The 22,830-nt window shown below is 31.5% G+C and carries 24 protein-coding genes; 14 read left to right on the forward strand and 10 right to left on the reverse strand.

Going from position 1 to position 22,830, the window contains the following annotated elements; all coding sequences use genetic code 11:
• Positions 1-5: 5 nt before the first annotated feature.
• A complete protein-coding gene (locus WNY60_RS09955; protein WP_342862265.1) occupies positions 6-1,145 on the reverse strand; it encodes a cysteine desulfurase family protein in 1,140 nt (379 codons plus the stop codon).
• A 112-nt stretch (positions 1,146-1,257) separates the two neighbouring features.
• Between WNY60_RS09955 and WNY60_RS09960 the strand changes: the two genes are divergently transcribed.
• A complete protein-coding gene (locus tag WNY60_RS09960) occupies positions 1,258-2,214 on the forward strand; it encodes a hypothetical protein (RefSeq protein WP_339808885.1) in 957 nt (318 codons plus the stop codon).
• Here WNY60_RS09960 and WNY60_RS09965 read toward each other — a convergent pair.
• A complete protein-coding gene (locus tag WNY60_RS09965) occupies positions 2,211-2,771 on the reverse strand; it encodes a Smr/MutS family protein (RefSeq protein ID WP_342862267.1) in 561 nt (186 codons plus the stop codon). The genes WNY60_RS09960 and WNY60_RS09965 overlap by 4 nt on opposite strands.
• Positions 2,771-2,980 (reverse strand): hypothetical protein, encoded by a 210-nt coding sequence (locus WNY60_RS09970; protein ID WP_339808882.1) that lies wholly within the window; start codon positions 2,978-2,980, stop codon positions 2,771-2,773. The genes WNY60_RS09965 and WNY60_RS09970 overlap by 1 nt, the downstream gene beginning before the upstream one ends.
• Positions 2,981-3,189: 209 nt before the next feature.
• Here WNY60_RS09970 and WNY60_RS09975 point away from each other — a divergent pair, with 209 nt between their 5' ends.
• On the forward strand, positions 3,190-4,986 hold the full coding sequence (locus WNY60_RS09975) for a T9SS type A sorting domain-containing protein (protein ID WP_342862268.1): 1,797 nt from the start codon (positions 3,190-3,192) through the stop codon (positions 4,984-4,986).
• Between the two features lie 70 nt (positions 4,987-5,056).
• On the opposite strand, the gene rocD is transcribed toward WNY60_RS09975, so the two are convergent.
• Positions 5,057-6,337 (reverse strand): ornithine--oxo-acid transaminase, encoded by a 1,281-nt coding sequence (rocD, locus tag WNY60_RS09980; RefSeq protein ID WP_342862269.1) that lies wholly within the window; start codon positions 6,335-6,337, stop codon positions 5,057-5,059.
• Positions 6,338-6,522: 185 nt separating this feature from the next.
• On the opposite strand from rocD, the gene rlmD reads away from it, so the two are divergent.
• The 3 genes from rlmD to WNY60_RS09995 are packed head-to-tail and all read left to right on the forward strand — an operon-like array spanning position 6,523 to position 9,187.
• Complete coding sequence (gene rlmD, locus WNY60_RS09985; RefSeq protein WP_342862270.1) at positions 6,523-7,935, forward strand: 23S rRNA (uracil(1939)-C(5))-methyltransferase RlmD; 1,413 nt, start codon at positions 6,523-6,525, stop codon at positions 7,933-7,935.
• 12 nt (positions 7,936-7,947) lie between these two features.
• Positions 7,948-8,466, forward strand: a complete 519-nt coding sequence (locus tag WNY60_RS09990) for a DUF6452 family protein (protein ID WP_145001501.1) — start codon at positions 7,948-7,950, stop codon at positions 8,464-8,466.
• A complete protein-coding gene (locus tag WNY60_RS09995; RefSeq protein WP_145001500.1) occupies positions 8,432-9,187 on the forward strand; it encodes a DUF6048 family protein in 756 nt (251 codons plus the stop codon). The genes WNY60_RS09990 and WNY60_RS09995 overlap by 35 nt, the downstream gene beginning before the upstream one ends.
• On the opposite strand, the gene WNY60_RS10000 is transcribed toward WNY60_RS09995, so the two are convergent.
• Together WNY60_RS10000 and WNY60_RS10005 are read right to left on the reverse strand one after the other, a co-directional pair.
• Positions 9,188-10,822, reverse strand: coding sequence for a sulfatase-like hydrolase/transferase (locus WNY60_RS10000; RefSeq protein ID WP_342862272.1), 1,635 nt, complete (start codon positions 10,820-10,822; stop codon positions 9,188-9,190).
• Positions 10,822-11,985, reverse strand: coding sequence for a THUMP domain-containing protein (locus WNY60_RS10005; protein ID WP_292949006.1), 1,164 nt, complete (start codon positions 11,983-11,985; stop codon positions 10,822-10,824). The genes WNY60_RS10000 and WNY60_RS10005 overlap by 1 nt, the downstream gene beginning before the upstream one ends.
• 169 nt (positions 11,986-12,154) lie before the next feature.
• On the opposite strand from WNY60_RS10005, the gene WNY60_RS10010 reads away from it, so the two are divergent.
• The 3 genes from WNY60_RS10010 (at position 12,155) to WNY60_RS10020 (ending at position 14,069) form a co-directional block, all read left to right on the forward strand.
• A complete protein-coding gene (locus tag WNY60_RS10010) occupies positions 12,155-12,886 on the forward strand; it encodes a class I SAM-dependent methyltransferase (protein ID WP_342862273.1) in 732 nt (243 codons plus the stop codon).
• An 8-nt stretch (positions 12,887-12,894) separates the two neighbouring features.
• On the forward strand, positions 12,895-13,566 hold the full coding sequence (locus WNY60_RS10015; RefSeq protein ID WP_145001496.1) for a ZIP family metal transporter: 672 nt from the start codon (positions 12,895-12,897) through the stop codon (positions 13,564-13,566).
• A gap of 74 nt (positions 13,567-13,640) precedes the next feature.
• Positions 13,641-14,069: a DUF4268 domain-containing protein gene (locus WNY60_RS10020; protein ID WP_145001495.1), complete on the forward strand. Its 429-nt coding sequence runs from the start codon at positions 13,641-13,643 to the stop codon at positions 14,067-14,069.
• On the opposite strand, the gene WNY60_RS10025 is transcribed toward WNY60_RS10020, so the two are convergent.
• Positions 14,066-14,344, reverse strand: coding sequence for a DUF983 domain-containing protein (locus WNY60_RS10025; RefSeq protein ID WP_261375302.1), 279 nt, complete (start codon positions 14,342-14,344; stop codon positions 14,066-14,068). The two genes, WNY60_RS10020 and WNY60_RS10025, sit on opposite strands and share 4 nt — an antisense overlap.
• 196 nt (positions 14,345-14,540) lie before the next feature.
• On the opposite strand from WNY60_RS10025, the gene WNY60_RS10030 reads away from it, so the two are divergent.
• Positions 14,541-15,410: a helix-turn-helix transcriptional regulator gene (locus WNY60_RS10030; RefSeq protein WP_342862275.1), complete on the forward strand. Its 870-nt coding sequence runs from the start codon at positions 14,541-14,543 to the stop codon at positions 15,408-15,410.
• 30 nt (positions 15,411-15,440) lie between these two features.
• Here WNY60_RS10030 and WNY60_RS10035 read toward each other — a convergent pair whose 3' ends face one another.
• Together WNY60_RS10035 and WNY60_RS10040 are read right to left on the reverse strand one after the other, a co-directional pair.
• Positions 15,441-16,067: a hemolysin III family protein gene (locus WNY60_RS10035; RefSeq protein WP_342862276.1), complete on the reverse strand. Its 627-nt coding sequence runs from the start codon at positions 16,065-16,067 to the stop codon at positions 15,441-15,443.
• A gap of 10 nt (positions 16,068-16,077) precedes the next feature.
• Positions 16,078-16,749: a DUF4294 domain-containing protein gene (locus WNY60_RS10040; RefSeq protein WP_342862277.1), complete on the reverse strand. Its 672-nt coding sequence runs from the start codon at positions 16,747-16,749 to the stop codon at positions 16,078-16,080.
• 120 nt (positions 16,750-16,869) lie between these two features.
• Between WNY60_RS10040 and WNY60_RS10045 the strand changes: the two genes are divergently transcribed.
• From WNY60_RS10045 to WNY60_RS10055, 3 genes are all read left to right on the forward strand, one after another.
• Positions 16,870-17,958, forward strand: coding sequence for a M42 family metallopeptidase (locus WNY60_RS10045; RefSeq protein ID WP_145001490.1), 1,089 nt, complete (start codon positions 16,870-16,872; stop codon positions 17,956-17,958).
• 80 nt (positions 17,959-18,038) lie between these two features.
• Positions 18,039-18,590: an NUDIX domain-containing protein gene (locus WNY60_RS10050; RefSeq protein WP_342862278.1), complete on the forward strand. Its 552-nt coding sequence runs from the start codon at positions 18,039-18,041 to the stop codon at positions 18,588-18,590.
• A 9-nt stretch (positions 18,591-18,599) separates the two neighbouring features.
• The gene (locus tag WNY60_RS10055; RefSeq protein ID WP_342862279.1) at positions 18,600-19,292 is read left to right on the forward strand and encodes a PrsW family glutamic-type intramembrane protease; all 693 of its coding nucleotides are present in this window, start codon (positions 18,600-18,602) and stop codon (positions 19,290-19,292) included.
• Here the strand turns inward: WNY60_RS10055 and WNY60_RS10060 are convergent.
• Complete coding sequence (locus WNY60_RS10060; RefSeq protein WP_342862280.1) at positions 19,282-20,757, reverse strand: T9SS type A sorting domain-containing protein; 1,476 nt, start codon at positions 20,755-20,757, stop codon at positions 19,282-19,284. The genes WNY60_RS10055 and WNY60_RS10060 overlap by 11 nt on opposite strands.
• Positions 20,758-20,898: 141 nt before the next feature.
• Between WNY60_RS10060 and WNY60_RS10065 the strand changes: the two genes are divergently transcribed.
• Together WNY60_RS10065 and accC are read left to right on the forward strand one after the other, a co-directional pair.
• Positions 20,899-21,384, forward strand: a complete 486-nt coding sequence (locus WNY60_RS10065; protein ID WP_145001486.1) for an acetyl-CoA carboxylase biotin carboxyl carrier protein subunit — start codon at positions 20,899-20,901, stop codon at positions 21,382-21,384.
• 1 nt (position 21,385) lies between these two features.
• Positions 21,386-22,828 carry an acetyl-CoA carboxylase biotin carboxylase subunit gene (accC, locus tag WNY60_RS10070; RefSeq protein WP_342862281.1) on the forward strand — a complete coding sequence of 481 codons (1,443 nt, stop codon included), beginning with the start codon at positions 21,386-21,388 and terminating at the stop codon, positions 22,826-22,828.
• The last annotated feature ends 2 nt before the right edge of the window (positions 22,829-22,830 follow it).

The raw sequence follows: 22,830 nt of genomic DNA on the forward strand, positions 1-22,830 counted from the left end.
AATTCTTAAATAAATTCTTTTAACACCTCAATAACATAATCTATTTCTTCCTTTGTATTGTATTTACTAAAAGAGAATCTTATTGAAGGTTTTTGCATGTCCTCATCACATAAAATCTGTGATAATACATGACTACCTTTAGCACTTCCACTTTGACAGGCACTACCTTTAGAACAGGCAATACCTTTTAAATCTAGTTGAAACAATAATATTGGTCCTTTTTCTGGTGCTATTGGTAAACAAACGTTTAAAACAGTATAAGTGCTTTTATCAAAATCTGCACTGCTTCCGTTAAATGACACTCCAGAAAAGTTTAAAACTAACTTTTCAATAAAGTATTTTTTTAGGTCAGTAATATAGGCTCTTTCTTCTTCTAAATTCTCATAGGACAATTTTAAAGCTTCTTCTAAACCAACAATATTGTGTACCGCTTCTGTGCCTGCACGATAACCACGTTCCTGCTCTCCTCCAAAAATTAAAGGTTTTAATCCTGAGTTTTTTCTTATAAAAGCAAAACCAACACCTTTTGGTCCATGAAACTTATGTCCACTAACTGCCATAAAATCTATTGCTAACTCTTGTAAATCTAACTTGTAATGACCAACAGATTGTACAGTGTCACTATGGAACATGGCATTATTAGCTTTACATAATTTACTAACTTTATCCATATCTAGTATATTACCAACCTCGTTATTGACGTGCATAAGACTGACTAAAGTCTTTTGGGATGATTGTAATAAACTTTCTAGATGCTTATAATCCACATGACCATGATTATCTAAATCTACATAATCTACGCTAATACCATATTCTTTTTCCAATTGTTGTACTGTATACAACACTGCGTGATGCTCAATCCTAGAAGTAACAATTTTTTTAACACCTAAATCTCTAACAGCACTTAATAAGGCTAAATTATCTGCTTCTGTACCTCCTGATGTAAAAACAATCTCTGATGCAGACACATTTAAATATTTAGCAACCGTCTTTCTAGCTTGCTCAATCATTGCTTTGGCAGAACGTCCAAAACTATGTGTCGAGGAAGCATTACCATAACATTGTTGCATGACTTGCGTCATTTTTTCTATTATTTCTGGTCTTAACTGCGTTGTGGCAGCACTATCAAAATATACTGGTTTCATTGAGAATTTTGCTATTAATGGGCACAAAAATAGTTTAAATAAAATTAATTGCCTTAAGCAGCGTTATAAGTTTGACAATTCTATTATTTTTGTCTTTCAAAATTAAATTATAATGCGTAAAATTTCTGTTTTATTTACCTTGTTTTTAAGCTTTTTATCATGTGATGATGGAGATATTATAACTACTGAGTTAGAATTTGGAGACACCTTTCAAACTTGTGGTGATTTAGTACTTTACAAAGTAAAAACGGATCCTAACGAAACCTTATCCATACAACTTACAGAACCTGGTTTTACAATTGCGGATTTAATTGAAACCGAAGCCGATCCAGACAATGCTTTGTTACTTAATTTAGTAGCTGAACAAACTACTGATTTTAGTATCGCTAATTTGTTTAAATTTAGAAGTTATACCAGTAATCCTTCTAACTTTTTTTGTAACGATGTGCCTCCAAGTGGGATACAAATAACTGAAGAGTTTACAGCTAGTAGTGGTAGTGCCTATTTTACAATGGAATTATTGGAGGATGATAATGATGGTATTCCTGCAGCATTAGAAGATTTAAATGGTAACGGAAACCTTTATGATGACGATACAGATGAAGATGGTTTACCTAACTTTTTAGATGCAGACGATGATGGAGACAACGTCTTGACAATTAGTGAAGGGGTTAATTATGTTGAAGGTATGACGTTAGCCGAATTAAATTTAAGTGCTACAAATACTGATTTAGATTTACCTAATGGAGATAATATCCCTAACTATTTAGATAGTGATGATGATGGTGATGGTGTACCAACTAGAAACGAAGAAATTAATTCTTTTGATAATAATCCAACTAATGATGTTTCAGGTAGTAGCACAGTTGCAGATTATTTAAATCCAGATTACACCAACGATAATGCACCAACATCATTTAGAAGTCATACTATCACACAAACATTTACTATAACTTTATTTTTAGAAGGTGTTGAGTTTCCTACAATATTATATGAAGAAACTGTTTTTGGAACTTTAGAGGACTCATCTTTATCAACTACTAGAACCTTAACACCACCATTTATTTAATTTGTATTTGGGTTTTGTAAGATATATACTTCTGTTGCACCTAAACCATACTTTTTATAATCGGCTTCATAGTACTTTACGTTATCGTATCTGCTAAATAGGGTTTCTAATTCCATTTTTAAGACACCTTCTCCAACGCCATGAATAAAAACAATTTTTTGGATGCGTTTTCTTATCGCAAATTCTAATTGTTGTCTTGCAGTATCTAACTGTATTGACAGTTTGTCGTAGCTTGTCATGCCTCTTTCATTATCCACTAAATGGTGCAAATGCAAATCTACTTCCATGGTAGGTTGATAACGCTCTTTAGCTTTAACTCTTGTGGTAGAATGACGCTTTTTCTCAGTTTTTTCAGATAAAACTTCGTTAATGGAAGCCGAGTCAAAAATATTATCTCTCAACGTAGATGATTTAATTTTCACTAGCTCTGAAGCATTAAAATCCAAATCAAAACCTTCATTGGTTTCAATAGTAACAACATCTCCTTCTATTAAGGTTACAATTCCAGATAAAACATCATCCAAAACATCTACTGTATCTCCTATTTTAAATTTCATTATTTTTCGTCACTTGGTTCCGTTTCAACAAACGATTCTTTTTCCCTTTTACTAGGTATGGTAGCCTGAACTTTAAAAAGACCAAACATCAAAACAATAATTCCAATAATTAATATCAGAATATTTTGTTCCTCATTGGCATTAGCATATATCGCTACTACAGCACCAATTACAATTAAAAAGTAATATATTTTAGGCGATTTAAACATAGTTTAGTATTCAAGTTATATGTCGCAAATTTAAACTTTTATTTATTTCTTGATAAAAAAACACAGTCTAAATACTAACTGATTTATTAAAAAAGACAGAAAAAAACTACACCTTTAAAAACCTGATAATGAACAAATAACAATGTTAAATTAAACTATATTGTAACAATAGTTTAACTTAAATCTTTAGCTTTGTCAAAAAATAGAATATGAAACCTACTTTCTACCTATTAATACTAACTTTATTCGGCCAACAATCCTTTGCGCAGCTTACGGTTAGAAACGATTCGTACATTTTTGGAAATGACGTAGTAATTTACGTCGAGGATGATATTAATTTAAAAGAAGTAAACTCCAACCTATATTTACGTAATGAAGCACAAATAATACAAGGTGCTGGTAATACTGGTAATTCTGGCTTAGGTAGACTTAGTGTTTATCAAGAAGGTACTGTAAATAATTACGCTTATAATTATTGGTCCTCTCCTGTCGGAAATGTTGCTACAAATAGCACTGGAAACGCTCCTTTTATACCCAATCAAAACATTTTTGATATTGTAGATTTAACCAACAGTAATTTAGCAGGTTACAGTACGTCTGGTTATAATGGTACAAGTAGTCCTTTAAATATAGAAAGTTATTGGCTTTGGAAATATAATCCAGGAGCTGCCTATAGCGATTGGGATTTTGTAGGTCAATCAGGAACAGTAAATGCTGGATATGGTTTTTCCATGAAAGGAACCATAGGCTCAACTGCTGCTGCTGGTCAGCAATATGATTTTAGAGGTAAACCTAACGAAGGAGAAATTAATACAGCTGTTGTTTTAGGACAAGAAACCTTAATAGGTAACCCTTATCCTTCAGCTCTAGATGCTCGTGCTTTTATACATGACGCTAATAATACGCCTTTATTAGACTCTGGTACACTTTATTTTTGGGAACAAGACCAAGCGATAAGCTCTCATATTTTAGAGGCTTACAGAGGTGGATATGGGTCATTTACCATTACCGCTTCCGGAACTGTTGGATCTTATGTACCTCCAACCTTTAACGCTTACAATTCTGACGGAACATTAAATACTACAGGTACTTCGTCAACATCAGGAAAACAAGTCAGACGCTATATACCAATTGGACAAGGCTTTATGGTAAAAGGTGCAGCTACTGGATCACTTTTAACCTCTGATAGTCATCGTGTTTTTTACAGAGAATCTGCAACCAACAGTGAGTTTTATAGAACCTCAGTCCAAAATCAAACAAATAATGAAGACCAAGTATACGAAATCCAGTACGATAGTAATGGATTACAAATACTACCTTCAGATTATAAAAGATTTAGATTAAATATTGATTTTAACAATCTTTATACTAGACAGTTACTACATAACTTTCATGAAACAGCAACACCTAATTTTGATTATGGTTTAGAAAGTAAGGTGTTTTCTGCGTTAAATACTGATGCTAATTGGATACAAAATGAAGAGGCTTACAATACTAAAGCAGATAACTTTGAAGTTGAATTGACTATACCTATAGGTCTTAAACTAGATAATCAACAATTAATTAGGTTTAGAATATTTGATATTCAAAATTTTGAAAGTTCACAACCTATTTTTTTACGTGATAAAGTACAAAACCTTTACGTTAACCTAAAAGTGCAAGACTTTGAAGTAAACTTACCACAAGGAAACTATAATGAACGTTTTGAGATTGTTTTTCAAGAAGCACAAACATTATCTAACCAAACATTTGATGAAGCTTCGTTTGTAATTCTTCAAGAAAATAATTTAAACCAACTAATTATTAAAAACCCTAATGCTATTGCATTAAAATCGGTTAAACTTTTTGATATTACTGGAAAACAGATTTTTGACAAATCAGATATGGAAACCAAAACAAGAGTTACTTTTTCTACCAAAAACTTAAGTGATGGTGTTTATGTTACTAAAATAGAAACTAAAGATGGAAGCACTATTAGTAAAAAAGTAATCGTCTCTAATAAATAGATTAAAATATTATACTAAACAAAAAAGACTGTCAATGACAGTCTTTTTTTTATTTCAAAAAGTATTAAAATTACTTTTCAAATTGTTTTAAAGTACTTGTAATAATACTAACACAATCTAGTAATTGCGCTTTAGTCATTACTAAAGGTGGAGCAAATCTAATAATGTTTCCGTGTGTTGGTTTAGCTAATAAACCATTATCACGTAAAGCAATACAAATGTTCCATGCAGTGTCACTATCTTCTGTATCGTTAATTAAAATAGCATTAAGCAACCCTTTACCTCTAACCGAGTTTACAATATTTGAGGTTTCGATAAATTTAGATAATTCAGCTCTAAATAATTCTCCTAAATCAAAAGCGTTTTGTGCTAATTTTTCGTCTTTAATAACCTCTAAAGCTGCAGTACCAATTGCTGCTGCAACAGGATTACCTCCAAATGTACTACCATGGTTACCAGGTTTGATAACATTCATTACATTATCATTTGCTAATACAGCACTTACAGGATATGCACCACCAGATAACGCTTTTCCTAAAATTAAAATATCTGCTTTTACTTCTGGTGTTCCAGAACAATGTTTGTCTGCACAAGTACAATTACCACAAGTTGCTAATAAACGTCCTGTTCTAGCAATACCTGTTTGCACTTCATCTGCAATAAATAAAACGTTATGTTTTTCACATAATGCTTTTGCTTTTGCTAAATACCCTTCACTTGGTACATAAACTCCAGCTTCACCTTGGATTGGCTCAACCAAGAAACCTGCAACATTTTTGTTACTTGTTAATACATCTTCTAAAGCTTGAAGATTATCGTATTCAATTTTAATAAATCCATTAGTATAAGGTCCAAAGTTTTTACGTGCTATAGGATCATTAGAAAATGATATAATTGTAGTCGTACGACCATGAAAGTTGTTTTCGCAAACAACAATTTCAGCTTCATTTTCGTCAATTCCTTTAACTTCATAAGCCCATTTTCTACATAGTTTTAAAGCAGTCTCAACTGCTTCGGCACCTGTATTCATTGGTAATAACTTATCGTAATTAAAGGTTTCTGTTGCAAATTTTTCAAATTTACCTAACATGTCGTTATAAAAAGCACGTGATGTTAACGTCAATGTTTGTGCTTGTTTAACCATTGCTCCTACTATTTTTGGATGACAATGTCCTTGATTAACTGCAGAGTATGCAGATAAAAAATCATAATATTTTTTTCCTTCTACGTCCCAAACATATACACCTTCACCTTTGCTTAATACAACTGGTAATGGATGGTAATTGTGTGCTCCGTATTTGTTTTCTAAGTCCATCGCTTCTTGCGACGTTAATTGGTTTAAAACAGCCATTTTTTTTAATATTTAAAAAGTTATAAAGTAGCCATTCCTTCTGTACCTTTATCCTTTCGAAAGCTCGAAAATTCAGCGTGGGAGAGAAATCATCCCTAAGAAGTTGCAAATTAATAAATATAACTTGCTAATTAAAATTATTGTGTGTAGTTTTTTACTAATAAAAAAGAAAGTACTTTTGCCACATGGCTAGAAAAAATACAAGAAAACAAATATTTACCAATGTCGAGGTAATTGATGCAGCTGCAAAAGGTAAAACTGTAGCAAAAGCACCTGATGGACGCGTTATATTTTTACCTAATGCAGTACCAGGAGATATTGTCGATGTACAAACATTTAAAAAACGTAAGGCTTATTTTGAAGGTAAGGCTACCGTGTTTCATAAACTTAGTGATAAACGTACTACTCCAGAGTGTCAACATTTTGGTGTTTGTGGTGGTTGTAAGTGGCAAGATATGGGTTATGAGCACCAATTATTTTACAAACAAAAAGAAGTTACCAATAACTTAACAAGGATTGGTCACTTAGATTTACCTGAAGTAACACCTATTTTAGGTTCTGCTGAGCAGTATTTTTATAGAAACAAAATGGAGTTTTCATTTAGTGATTCTAGATGGTTAACTTTAGAAGAAGTACAGTCAGATAAAGATTTAGGCGATAGAAATGCCTTAGGTTTTCATATTCCAGGAATGTGGGACAAAATTTTAGACATTAAAAAGTGTCATTTACAAGCAGATCCTTCTAATGCTATTAGAAATGCAGTCAGAGATTTTTCGATTAAAAATGATTTAGAATTTTTTAATACTAGAAATCAAACTGGATTGCTTCGTACCATGATGATTCGTACATCATCAACTAAGGATATTATGGTTGTTATTCAGTTTTTTAAAGAAGATAAAGCTAAACGTGAACTATTATTAGATTATGTTGCTGAAACATTTCCAGAAATCACTTCGTTACAATATATCATTAACGAAAAAGCTAATGATACTATTTACGATCAAGATGTGATTTGTTATAAAGGTGAAGATCATATTTTTGAAGAAATGGAAGGTTTAACTTTTAAAATTAATGCTAAATCATTTTACCAAACTAACTCTAATCAGGCTTTTGAGCTATATAAATTAACACGTGATTTTGCTGATTTAAAAGGTGACGAGCTAGTTTACGATTTATATACTGGTACAGGTACCATTGCACAATTTGTGTCTAAAAAAGCTAAAAAAGTAGTTGGTGTCGAGGCTGTTCCAGATGCTATTAGTGCTGCAAAAGAAAATGCTGAACGCAATAATATTACTAATTGCGAGTTTTTTGTAGGAGACATGAAAAACGTATTTAATCAAGAGTTTATTAATACTCATGGTCAACCTGACGTGATTATAACAGATCCACCTAGAGATGGTATGCACAAGGATGTTGTACAGCAAATATTAAACATAGCACCTAAAAAGGTGGTTTACGTAAGTTGTAATAGTGCAACACAAGCAAGAGATTTAGCTTTAATGAAAGAACACTATGTTATAACTAAAGTGCAAGCAGTAGATATGTTTCCACAAACACATCATGTTGAAAATATTGTACTTTTAGAAAAGAAATAGCTTTTTAAGTTTATGAAAAAAATAAAATTAATACTACTTACATTATGTTGTATAAGTCTATTGACTTGCGAACGTGACGATTTGTGTCCAGAAACCACACCTACAACACCTAGCTTAGTTATTGGCTTTTTTAATAATGCTTTACCAGAAAACCCAAAAACTGTAAATGATTTATACGTTATTGGTTTAGATAACGACAATGTGTTACCAGGTTATAGTGTTGTTGATGTAGATGAATTAATTTTACCGCTACGTACAGACACAGATACTACTACATTTTTTTTAACAAATAATACGGTTTTAGATGAAGATGGTAATATTACCTCAGGTAACACAGATACAGTTACTATAACTTATGACCGTAAAGATATATATGTCTCTAGAGCTTGTGGTTACAAAACTATCTATGAAAACGTTGACGTAACAATAGATGGTGGAACAGACGGAAATTGGATAATACTTGCGCAACCAGAAAACGATAATTTAACAATTGAAGATGAAACAACAACACACTATTACTTTAACCATTAGTCTTTTATTGTGCTTATGTTTCTCGCTGCAAGCACAAGAAGAAGATCCTACTATTAAAAAAGATACAGTCAAGTTAAAATACGGTTTAAGAATAGGAACTGACGCTAGTAAATTAATTAGAACTGCCTTAGATGATGATTATTCTGGGTTTGAACTAAACGCGGATTACAGACTTACTAGAGATTGGTTTTTAGCTGGAGAAATTGGTACTGAAGAAAAAATCACATCTAATGATTATTTAAGCGTTACTGCTAAAGGTAGTTACTTTAAAGCAGGTGTTGATTATAATATGCATAACAACTGGGATGGTTTAGACAACATGATTTATACAGGGTTTAGACTTGGTGCAAGTACATTTAGTCAAACCAGAAATAATTACACCATATATAACACTGATCAATATTGGCAACCTCAATTTTCTAGTACAGAAACAGAAGAATACAGTGGACTGTCTGCCATATGGTTTGAATTGATTATTGGTATTAAAGCCGAAGTTTTAAACAACTTATATTTTGGAATAAATGCACAACTAAAAGGTATGATAACGCAAGATCAACCTGTTGGTTTTGAAAATTTATTTGTTCCAGGCTTTAATAAAACTTTTGATTCTGGTCGTATTGGTGTTGGATATGGCTACAGTGTATCCTATTTAATACCTTTATTTAAAAAGAATAAATCTAAAGCTGTTAAAAAGAAAGACGAGGAAAAGGAAATAGAATAATTAATTTTCTAGTGTTTTCAGTCTTAAATCATAATCTTCATTATCCCTGATTAATCTCGGTTTTCTAAAAAAACGGTCACTAAAAATACTTTTAGTACTATCCATTTGATTAAATTTTATTTTAGCCAAATCAGCGAAGCTATAGATAAAATCTTCCAAATTATAAGCACGCTTTGTAAAGTTATTATATTGCTTGGTTGGATTAAAATCTAATTTATATTCATCAGATAACCATGCTATAAATGGCACTTCATACATTGGTCTAGTCGCTTGATATTCATTATGACCAATAAAATCTATAGTATCAAATAACTCATCTCCATGATCAGAAAAGTAAAGGACAAAACTATTTGTGTTTTGCTGCCTAACTTTATCAATAACTGAATTAACTATATTATCATTATATCTAATCGCATTATCGTATTCATTAATTAATTTAAATGCTTTGTCATGCTTAAATTTAGAATTTAAACTATTATCCTTAAAGTAATTATACGATTCAGGAAAACGACTAGAATAACGACCATGCGTACCAATTAGATGCAGGAATATTATTTTTTGCTTACTAGGCTTTTTTAATACTTTATCTAATATTGGTAAAAGCGCTTCATCATAAATAATGTCATCAGAATTATCCGTAGCGACAAAATATTTTTCCTTGGCTGCATTAGCGATAATTGACGAGATACGCTCATGCAAACCTACTGGTCTTTGATTAGAAATCCAATAGGTGTCATATCCTGCAGCATTTGCCAATTGCACAATAGACGTATTATTTTTTTTATTAGGAGCTTGCATATCAGAAAGTGTCAATATCTTATCCAAAGACATTACTGTGTGTACATGAGGAGAAATAACACTATCAAAAACAATTAGCTGTTCTCTAATTTTAGATAATTTAGGGTTGGTTGGTCGGTTATAACCATACAATTGCATATGCCAATTTGAAGTCGCCTCTCCAATAATTACAACATGTGTTTGTGCTGTTGTGTCAATTTTAGTCACATTAACATAGTTAGAAACAGGCTTAGCTAAATCTGTTTTTAAATCTTTACGTAAACTAATAAACTCAGAATAACTTGTAATACTGGTTACAACAATATTTTCAGCATCAAAACGCTTGTTTATAGCATAACTTGAAGCGACAACTGTACTAATAGCTAAAACACTTATATATCTAAATCGTCCAGAAATATTAGTTTTATTTAATAACAATTTAGCCAATATAGGTACTATTATTAAAAATAGAATGGCTAGACCAAATACAAATCCATCAAAGTAATTTGATAAAAAATCAGAACTTTCAGTCGTGTCTGTTTCAAAAATTACAAAAAGTGCCGAAGCACTAATTTTTACACCATAATTGTGATAAAAACTAAGCTTTACAAATACTAAAAATGACAGTAACGTTAAAAAAACTAGACTTAAAAATTGTCTCATTTTATTACTACTAAATATAACTGTAATACTAAAAACAATAAGCGTCAAAAACCCAAACCCAATAACTTCTTTTATATAAATAAGACTTTCTGGTATTACAAAAAAACCTAATAAAATCAGTCCAAAGTAAGGGATGCTAATAATACTTGCTAACTTAAATAGCGATGTGATATTTTTAGTTAATGCATTTACCATTAGTCTTTATCCATGTACTTTCCTTTTTTACTACCTGCGTAAATTTCGTATTTAACTAAACGCGAGTCTAGCATTGCATTCATTAAATGAATTTTTCTAGACGGTCGTAATCCAACATGTTTTAAGGCGTCTAAATTTGAAGTTATAAACCAAGCATTGGTATTAGGATAATTTTGTTTTAAAGTATCTCCAATGTTTTTATAAAAACTTTCCATTTCTATATCTAAACGCTCTCCATAAGGCGGATTAAATACCATATGAAGTTTAGCCTCTCCTCCCCTTTGGGTCTTAAAAAAGTCCTCGTGTTGTATGGTTATAAAATCTTCTAAATGTGCATTTGCAATGTTTTCTTTAGCTTTAGCTACTGCACTTGGAGACTTATCGTAACCAATTATTTTATGATGAAAATCTCTAGTTTTTTTAATTAACGATTCCTCTATTTTTTCAAATAAATCAACATCCCAATCGTTCCAACGCTCAAAAGCAAATTCTTTTCGCATTAAATTTGGTGGTATGTTACATGCAATCATTGCTGCTTCGGCTAAAATGGTACCACTACCACACATAGGATCTATTAAATCTGATTGTCCATCCCAACCTGACAACATAATAATTCCTGCTGCTAAAACTTCGTTAATTGGTGCAATGTTAGTTGCTAATTTGTAACCACGTTTGTGTAGGGAATCTCCAGAAGAATCTAACGAGATATTACATTGTTCTCTATCTATATGAACATTAATTTTTACATCCGGAAATTTTAAATCCACACTTGGACGCTCTCCTGTATCATCTCTAAATCTATCTACAATAGCATCTTTAGTTTTTTGAGCAATATATAACGAGTGTGTAAAAACGGTCGAGTTTATTGTTGCATCTACTGCTAAAGTACCTGTAGGCTTTAAATAAGGCGTCCAGTCCATTTTGTAAACTTGATCGTATAAATCTTGCTCAGTTTTAATCCTAAAGCTATGTATTGGTTTTAATATTTTAGTGGCTGTTCGTAAAGCTAAATTTGCTTTATACATAAACCCTTTGTCACCAGAAAAACTAACATTACGCACACCTATTTTAATGTTCTGTGCGCCAAGTTGTCTAAGCTCTTTTGATAGTAACTCTTCAAAGCCAAATAAAGTTTTGGCAACCATATTGAAATTTTCTTCCATTCTTTTCGTCTATTACCTTGCAAAAATACTCTATTTTTGTCGGAAATATAACCTTTATAAATAAATGGGTTAAGGATGGAGCAATTTGTTTGAGCTCCTCGCAGAGAGCGAGTTGCGAGAGCCTGTTAAACTGGAGCTTAAGCGGAAGTTTAAACCCCAAAAATATTATATGAATAAAAACGAAAATAAATGGTATGCATCTTGGTTTGATAGTCCATTTTACCACATACTTTACAAAGACAGAGATCATACTGAAGCTGAGGCTTTTATGTCTAATTTAACGGATTATTTAAATATTCCGGAACAAGGAAAAATTTTAGATTTGGCTTGTGGAAAAGGTCGTCATGCTGTGTATTTAAACTCCATTGGCTACGATGTTGTTGGTGCAGATTTGTCTGAAAACAGTATCAATTATGCAAAACAATTTGAAAACGATAGCTTGCACTTTAAGGTACATAATATGTGCCAGCCTTTTGGCGAAACTTTTGATGCTGTGTTTAACTTATTTACCAGTTTTGGATATTTTGAAAACGAATCTGATAATTTAGCAACGATTAAAGCGATTAAAGCTAATTTAAACGATTTTGGTTTTGGTGTTATTGACTTTATGAATACCGAATATATTATTGAAAACTTAGTACCTGAAAATACTAAAACGGTTGAAGGGATTGACTTTTTACAAAAAAGACGTGTGGAAAATGGCTACATAATTAAAGACATTAGCTTTAGTTTTGAAGGTGATGACTACCAATTTCAAGAACGTGTTAAAGCGTTTAGTCTAGCAGATTTTGAAGCGTTATTTGAGCAAGCTGGTGTTTATTTATTAGATGTTTTTGGAGATTATAAGCTTAGTAAGTTTCATAAAAAAACGTCCGAACGTTTAATCATGATTTTTAAATAATTAAGGACATGAAAAATTTTTTATTACCAATTATCGCTGTTGTTTTAGGCTTTTTAATTGTCCTAATTTTTAAACCAAAACATAACCGTAATCTTAAATTACTACTAGCGTTTAGTGGTTCTTTTTTATTATCTATAACTGTATTTCATTTTTTACCAGAAGTTTATAATAGTCAAGGCAAGCCTATTGGGTTGTTTATTATGATTGGTATTTTGTTGCAAATAATTTTAGAATTTTTCTCTAAAGGTGCAGAGCATGGTCATGTGCATATTAATAAAAACAGTGTAGAGTTTCCGTGGTTATTATTTATTAGTTTAAGTATCCATAGTGTTTTAGAAGGCATTCCAATAGAAGCTCATGATCACTTAATTTACGGAATTATTATCCACAAATTGCCTGTTGCTATTATATTATCAACCTTTTTTTTAGCGTCTAATTTAAGTCGAAATAAAATTATTTTATTTTTATTATTGTTTGCCTTAATGACGCCTTTAGGTGTGTTTTTATCAACACAATTTCAGTTTTTTGAAAACTATTATTACGAAGTTTCTGCCTTAGTTATTGGTATATTTTTACATATTAGTACTACCATTTTATTTGAAAGTAGCGAAGGTCATAAATTTAATTTAGCAAAACTAAGTACCATTATTTTAGGTATTGTAATTGCTTATTTAATTTAAAATAATAGAGGTTTTCTGTTTTATAAATTTGAAATCATATCAAGAAAGATTTCATCCAATAATGTATTAAAATTATGTTTTCTAAAGAAGAATCCAGACAAATTAAAGAACTATTTTGGACCAGTTTTGGGAAGTCATTTCCTAGAAAATGGATTTTATATAATACTAAATTAAAAGGCTTAAGCTTAAAGTTTTATTTTGATAATAAAAAAGCCTTGATAGCGCTTGACTTAGAAGACGACTTAGAAAACCGCATTAATTATTGGGAAAAACTAATGGCTTTAAAGTCTATTTTAATAGACGATTACTTACCTGATGCTATTTATGATGAAGAATTTTTATTAGATAATGGTAAAGAAATATCACGTATTTATGTGCCTTTAGGTCATAAAGTATCCATCCATAATAAAAACACATGGCAGGAAGTTATGGTGTTTTTTAATACACATATGTCGCTTCTAGAAGCTTTTTTTGAAGAATATAAGGATGTTATTGAAGGTTAATCTACCTTATTAATTTTACTTTCTATAGGTTTTTTATAAAATATATGAACCCAAATAGCTCTAGAAATTTTATAATTTAAGGTGCTTAATAATAACGTGATTAATGCTATTATTAAAAAGACTTTTAATGGCGAAAAGTCTATTAGGTGCCAGAATACAACTAAACTTATAATCATTTGTCCTACAGCAAGTGCGTAACTAACAAACATAGCTCCAAAGAAAAAACCTGGTTCTTTTTCAAATTTAAAATCACATACTTCACACCTAGTTTTCATTTCAGGAATTTTAAAAAACAATATATTACCACGAGTGCTAAACATTTTTCCTTTTTTACAATTAGGACATTTACATTGTATTACATTTAAAACGGTACTCATAAAACTTACATATTTATAGCGCAAAATTAAGTATATGTTATATATTTAAACCTATAATAAAAGCGCTATTTTTTGTACTTTTAAGACATTTTATATGAAAATTCCTGTTTTAAAAATAAATCAGTTTAAGAAAATCAAAACTTTTAATGACCTGTATGTTAATGATTTTTTAAATCATATACAGATAAATAAAGACCTGATAACAAAACCACATAGTCATAATTTTTATTTGTGTGTCTTATTTACTAAAGGAACAGGAACGCATGAAATTGATTTTAATAGTTATAGTGTTTTACCTGGTAAGGTGTTTTTTTTAAAACCAGGTCAAACACATGCTTGGAAGTTTGACACTAATCCGGAAGGTTATATCTTTTTTCATACACAGGATTTTTATGATCTTAATTTTTTAAGTCATGCATTGCAAAATTTTCCATTTTATTACTCCTATCAAAATCCACCAACACTAAAATTAGACGCAAAGCAAACTTTGGATTTAAGCACTAAATTTGAGGTATTATACAATGAGTATTCTAGCAATAATCTATTAAAAGAATTAAAACTAATTACGTTAATTAGTAGTATTTACATTGATTTGACTAGAGCATACACCGCAAATGTAAAACCTGAAAACTTAATAACATCTAGCTATTCTAAAATTTTAGAGCAGCTAGAAATCTTGATTAATCAATATTTTTACACGCAAAAACTGCCTAATTTTTATGCTAATAAACTAAACATTACAACTAAACACCTTAACCGAGTGGTCAAGCAAACCTTAAATAAAACCACTAGTCAATTAATTTCTGAGAGGTTATTATTGGAAGCCAAACGACTAATTGTACACTCTAAAAGTAACTTAGCTGAAATAGCAGATACTTTAGAATTTTCTGATTACGCTTATTTTTCTAAATTTTTTAAGTCTAAAACAGGCATAACACCTATGGCTTTTAAAAAGCAATACTAAATTAAGTTACATATTTTAAACATCACAAGTTTAAATGACGTAAAATAACACCATAAAAAAGTGGCAAATAGCTCCAGCTAACACAAATAGATGCCATATTACATGATTATAAGGTATTTTTTCGACAGCATAAAAAACAATTCCTACGGTATAAGATAATCCTCCAGCCATAAGTAAAACAATACCATTAGCATCCATTAAACTAGATAGTGTTGAAAAATCAAAAACCACTAACCAACCCATTACTAAGTACAGTAAAGTTGAAAAAGTGTTAAAGCGTCCAGTAAAAAACAATTTTAATACCACTCCAAAAGCAGCGATTCCCCAGACAATATAAAACAGCATCCAACCTAAACTTTGCTCTAAAGTAATTAGCAAAACAGGTGTGTAAGTTCCTGCTATTAATAAGTAAATACTAACATGATCAACAATTCTAAAATAGTGTTTCTTTTTTTCGTCAGTAATAATATGATATAAAGTTGATGCTGTAAATAGGATTATAATGGATAGTCCATAAACCACGACACTAAATAAACTAAATTCAGTTTTCTTGGTTTCAAAAACAATTAATAATACTAAAGCTACAATCCCAAAAGCAGCACCAATACCATGTGTCAGTGCGTTTAGCTTTTCTTCAAAAGGAGTTTGTTTTCGCATTTTATAAATTTTATTCTGTTTTTGACCATTTATTATTCAACTTAAAATATTCAAAATCTAAAGGTGATTTTACTAATTTTAATTGACCGTTTTGCCAAGCGCGTATTAATATATCTTCAATTAAATAATCCTCTTCTACATTTTCTGGGTCATACTCGCGCTTTAATGAGATATTAAATAAATAAGCAGTACTATTAAACCAAAAAGCTCTCCATCCGCTACGTAATTCTTTAATTAAATTAAAAGTCGTTTTACCAGTTTGTCTATGTATTAGTTTTACTAAAATTTGACCTTCTGTTCGTGTTAACTTTTTAAGCTCTTCAGAAAACTCTTCTTCAATATATTTTTGAACTTTTTTGGCATACTTTTTCTTATCACGTTTTCTATCTAAAGACTGCAATCTTGTATTTAAAGCATTTAACCTATCTGCTGCTAACTTAGCATAAGGGTAGACTTTTAATGTTTTGCGACCTAAAATAAGGTAACGTCTTCTGTCTTCTTTAGATTTAAATGAAAGCTTATCCAAAATCATTACTTCGTCTAAATAAATAGATTTTTGGGGTATTGAATCACCTTCTATTATAATATACTCAACTTCTGTTGAGTCTTGCTCTATAATATTAACTTCTTGTCCAACAAGAAAAGTAGGTATGCATAATAATATAAAAAGGATGTATTTCATAATTAAATAACTACTAAAACTATTCCAAAACGGAAACTTATACTGTAAAATTAAGAATTAACGTATTGCTAACTATTAAATAAGTGTGAATATTGTTATTTTAGACAAAAATTAAATTAAATGGCAACAAAAAGCATACTAAATAAAAAGTCTATGGACTTTTTAGAAACATATTTAAACAATGCATCACCTACAGGATACGAATGGGATGGTCAAAAAATATGGATGGATTACCTAAAACCTTATGTAGACACGTTTTTTACAGACACCTACGGAACTGCTGTGGGAGTTATAAATCCTGATGCAAAATTTAAAGTGGTAATTGAAGGTCATGCTGACGAAATCTCTTGGTACGTTAACTATATTTCTGATAATGGATTAATTTATGTAGTAAGAAATGGTGGTAGTGATCATCAAATTGCACCTAGTAAAATAGTTAATATTCATACTAAAAATGGTATTGTAAAAGGGGTTTTTGGATGGCCTGCAATACATACACGTAATAAAGCTAAGGAAGAAGCTCCAAAACCAAACAACATTACAATAGACGTTGGTGCAAAAGATAAAGAGGAGGTAGAAAAAATGGGCGTGCATGTTGGCTGTGTTATTACCTATCCAGATGAGTTTCATATTTTAAATGGAGACAAATTTGTTTGTCGTGCTTTAGATAACCGTATGGGTGGTTTTATGATTGCTGAAGTCGCGCGTTTACTTAAAGAAAATAAAAAAACGTTACCATTTGGACTTTACATTACTAACTCTGTTCAAGAAGAAATTGGTTTACGTGGTGCTCAAATGATAACAGAAACTATCAAGCCTAACGTAGCAATAGTAACAGATGTAACACATGATACTACAACACCAATGATTGACATGAAAGTACAAGGTCATGTAGAAATTGGTAAAGGTCCTGTTGTTGCTTATGCACCTGCTGTACAACAAAAATTACGTGATTTAATTACAGACACTGCAGATGATAATAAAATACCATTCCAACGTGCTGCTTTAAGCAGAGCTACTGGAACTGATACTGATGCGTTTGCATACAGTAATGGTGGTGTTGCGTCTGCATTAATCTCGTTACCATTACGCTACATGCATACTACTGTAGAAATGGTACATCAAGATGATGTAGAAAACGTAATTAAATTAATTTATGAAACATTACTTAAAATTGAAGATGGCGAAACATTTTCTTATTTTAAATAATAGCTTAGTCAAACTTGGCTAATAAGCAACTAATAATTAAGCCTCTTTTATTAAAAGAGGCTTTTTTAATCGTATAAATTATGGAAGAGTTAATAGATATAGTCACCAAAAATGGTAAACCCACAGGTCAATCTGCTTTAAAAAGTGAGATTCATAACAAAGGACTTTACCACAATACAGCACACATTTGGTTTTATACTAACCAAGGTCAAATACTATTAGCGCAACGTGCTGCTTCAAAAGCAATCTATCCCTTACTTTGGGATGTATCTGTTGCTGGACATATTGATGCAGGAGAATCTATTGAGGTTGGTGCTATTAGAGAAATTAAGGAAGAAATTGGATTACAAATAAACTCTTGTTATTTACAAAAAATTGGTGTTTTTAAGTGCTTTCAAAATTACCCTAACGGAATAAAAGATTACGAGTTTCATCATACATATATAACCCCTTTAACAGTGCCAATATCTACACTAAAACCGCAGTTAGAAGAAGTCGAAGCACTTAAGCTAGTCACTATTTCTCAGTTTAAATCGCTTCTAGAGAATAGTAAAGAAAATGGTCATTTTGTTGCAAGCAATAAAGATTATTATGTAAACGTGCTAAACCAAATTTCTGAAAAAATATTATAATTTAGACCTATGCAACTACTATTAATGGCTTTAGCGCCAATTGTTATCATTATATTTTACATTTATCTAAAAGATAAGTACGAGAAAGAACCTAAACGCTTATTAATAATTTCGTTTTTATTAGGTGCTATTGTTAGCATCATAATTACTACACTACTCTATTCTGTTTTTAATATACTTGTGCCATTAGAAGATAAACTAAGTGTTTGGGAACAGTTTAAACAAGCCTTTTTTGTTGTTGGCTTTTCTGAAGAATTAAGTAAATTTTTAATCGTTTTACTTTTTGCACAACGCCATAAAGAATTTAATGAGCCCTTTGACGGTATTGTATATGCTGTTATGGTATCTATGGGATTTGCAGCAACCGAAAACATCATGTATGTCATGCAAAGTGGTCCAGCAACAGCAATTGCCAGAGCATTTACCGCAGTGCCTGCTCACGCTACTTTTGGAATTTTAATGGGATACTTTATGGGTAAAGCAAAATTTGCACCTAACAAATTATACTTAAATTTATTAGGCTTATTTTTTGCTGTTTTATTTCATGGCGCCTATGACTTTTTCTTATTTATAGATTTTGTCCCTGGTATTTGGGTTGGTGCTTTTGTGTCTCTAGCAATTGGAATTTTCTTATCTAGAAGAGCCATTAGATACCATCAAAATAGCTCTGTTTTTAAAGACGATTTAAATTCTATTTCTTAACAAATTTTATCGCATCCAAAGTACTTTCATTATTAAAAGTAACAAAATACAAACCATTAGCTAAGGCACTAACATCTACTGTTGCATTATTATAAAAGCTAGCATCATAAACTTGTTTTCCTGTAATATCAGTAATAGAAAATTGTATGGTTCTATTTAAAGTAGACTGTAATTGTAGCGTATTATTAACTGGATTTGGAAATAAAGCTACTGATTTAGTAGTGGTTACAACCTGTGCTGTTGATAGCGTATAACTATTTAGTTCAGCTACATAACTATCTACAGAGTCTCCGTCTTCTGTTCCACTCCAATCACTCCCAAATAATAATCTGGTCCCTGTTGGGCTGATAGTTACGTGTGGTTCTGCAAAATAACCAAACTCATCTGGATCACTTCTATGGTGTGCGACTCTATAAACATCGGCATCAAACGCATTAACCTTAGCGATAAATAATTCTTGATCTAAAATCTGTACACCATCACGCTGAAAACCTAAACAAGATACTGCAACCCAACCATCTTCAGTATTTTTATGCGCTAAAGACGATATATGTGTTCCTGATTTTGGATACGCATAATCACTATAAGTCGTGACAGCAAAACAGTCTCCTGTTGTCGCATTGTGCGCCACTAAAGTCCCTTGACAACCACCATTTACACCTTCTTCAAAATTAACATTGTAATAGGCATCGTCTCCATTACTTAGTTTTCCTAAGCATGAATGCTGTACACCGTCAATATTTAAACTTCTAACAAAATCACCATTAGCATCATAAACATCACCTCTATGAAAAAATAAATTACCACTAGGGAAAGGCATTGGAGCTGTATAAGCAACGTCTGATAGATTAAATTGTGTTAGCGTTCCTGTCGAAATTCTGTAATAATATGCAGCAGTATTTCCGCATCTAAAAGCAAACACGTCATCATCCCATGACATCATTTGGATATCGTTACCTCCTGTTAAACCGTTACTAGCAATACAACCACTAATTGTTCTAATATTAACCAATACCGTTTTTACTTGGGTTTGTACATTGTAACTAATCAAATCATCCGTAGTGCCATCCATATAAAAGAATATATCAGGATTAGAAAACGACCAAAAAATAGTCTCAATATCATCAGGATTGACATCTGTTAGGTTTCTTATAAAGGTATAATCTTGACCATTTAATAATTGGTGATTTCCTCCGCCATAAACTATCATTAAACTTTCATCTGCATTCCAAGCTTGTATTGTGCTATACATAGGCTTAATAGAATTACCTGTTCCTGCATTAGTAATACGTCGTATTTGGGTTGCTGGAAAAGATGGGTCTGCTGCAGATTGCAAATAACCTGGTTTAGCCAAATCTTGCATTGGATGTTGTGCTAAGTCGTTTGCACTATATCCTAAGGACAAGTCTTGAGCGTTACCAACCTGAAATAATAAGCATAATAAAAGAAGTAATTTTATTTTCATAATCTATGAAGTATATAACTTAAGTACGTAAAAATAAACCTAATGGATGTAATTGTTAACTATTAAAGAATAATATATTGTATTTCTGTTTTACTAAAACGTTATAGTTACTTATCTTTATGCCTCATAATTTTAGACAAAATGAGCCAAAAATTTAATGTAAAAACAAATGGTCTTAATCAATTTGAAATAGACTCAGATGTTATAAAAAGCATTGATTCTGTTGAAGTTAAACAGAATACATTCCATCTTTTAGACAATAACAAACCTTTTAAAGTCGAAATCACAGATAGTGATTTTCTTAAAAAATCGTACTCCGTAAAAGTTAATAATAACCTTTATAGCGTTCAAATCGAAGACCAATTGGATGCTTTAATAAAAGCAATGGGATTTGAGGTTGGTGCTTCCAAAGTTATTGATAATATAAAAGCGCCAATGCCAGGATTAATCTTGGATATAATGGTTAAACCAGGAGACGAAGTTACTGTAGATACACCATTACTTATCCTTGAAGCCATGAAAATGGAAAACAGCATTGTATCACCTAGAGATGGTGTTATAAAGTCTGTGACAGGAACAAAGGGAAGTACTGTAGACAAAGGTGAATTGTTAATTGAATTTGAATAACATGAAAAAAATACTAGTCGCCAATCGTGGCGAAATCGCAATAAGAGTCATGAGTACAGCCCAGAAAATGGGAATCAAAACCGTAGCAGTCTACTCTACTGCAGATCGTAATGCGCCTCACGTAAAATTTGCTGACGAGGCTGTTTTAATCGGAGAAGCACCATCTAATCAATCGTACTTATTAGGCGATAAAATTATAGAAGTTGCTAAAAGTTTAAACGTGGATGGTATACATCCTGGATATGGTTTTTTAAGTGAAAATGCTGACTTTGCAGAGCTTTGCGAAAAAAATAATATCACTTTTATTGGCCCAAAATCGCATGCCATTAAAGTCATGGGTAGTAAACTTGCAGCTAAAGACGCTGTTAAAGGTTACGATATACCAATGGTGCCTGGAACGGATCAAGCGATTACAGACATTCCTGAAGCTAAAAAAATAGCCAAAACGATTGGTTTTCCTATTCTAATAAAAGCGTCAGCTGGAGGTGGTGGAAAAGGAATGCGTGTTGTGGAAAAAGAAGACGAATTTGAATATCAAATGAATCGCGCTATCAGTGAAGCTGTTAATGCTTTTGGTGATGGTTCTGTTTTTATTGAAAAATATGTGGGATCTCCTCGTCATATCGAAATTCAAGTCTTGGCAGATACGCATGGTAATATTATTCATCTTTTTGAGCGTGAATGTAGTATACAACGTCGTCACCAAAAAGTAGTTGAAGAAGCACCAAGTGTAGTTTTAACTCCAGAATTAAGAGAAGAAATGGGACAAGCTGCTATTAAAGTAGCAAAAGCGTGTGATTATGTTGGTGCTGGAACAGTCGAGTTTTTATTAGATGAAAACAAGAATTTCTATTTCCTTGAAATGAATACCAGACTACAAGTAGAACATCCTGTTTCAGAAATTATAGCAGGTGTTGATTTAGTAGAATTACAAATAAAAGTGGCTCGTGGCGAAGCTTTAGACATACAACAATCTGATTTAAAAATTAATGGTCACGCTTTAGAATTACGTATTTATGCTGAAGATCCTTTAAACGATTTTTTACCTAGCGTAGGGCATTTAGACGTGTATAATCTTCCGGAAGGAAAAGGGATTAGAGTGGATAATGGTTTTGAACAAGGTATGGATATTCCTATCTATTACGACCCAATGTTAGCCAAGTTAATTACTTACGGTAAAACACGTGAAGAAGCCATGCAATTAATGCGTCAAGCGATAGCGGATTACGATGTTAAAGGTATTGAAACTACGTTGCCATTTGGTACGTTTGTGTTTAATCACGAGGCGTTTAAATCGGGTCATTTTGATACACATTTTGTTAAAAAGTACTATTCTCCAGAAGCTTTAAAACAAGATGCAGAACACGAAGCTAAATTAGCTGCTCTTTTTGCTGTAAAACAGTATCTAGAGGATCAAAAGCAATTAAGACTACCAACTAATTAGAT

It is taken from the genome of Olleya sp. AS48 (genome assembly GCF_038900355.1).
Taxonomy (GTDB): Bacteria; Bacteroidota; Bacteroidia; order Flavobacteriales; family Flavobacteriaceae; genus Olleya.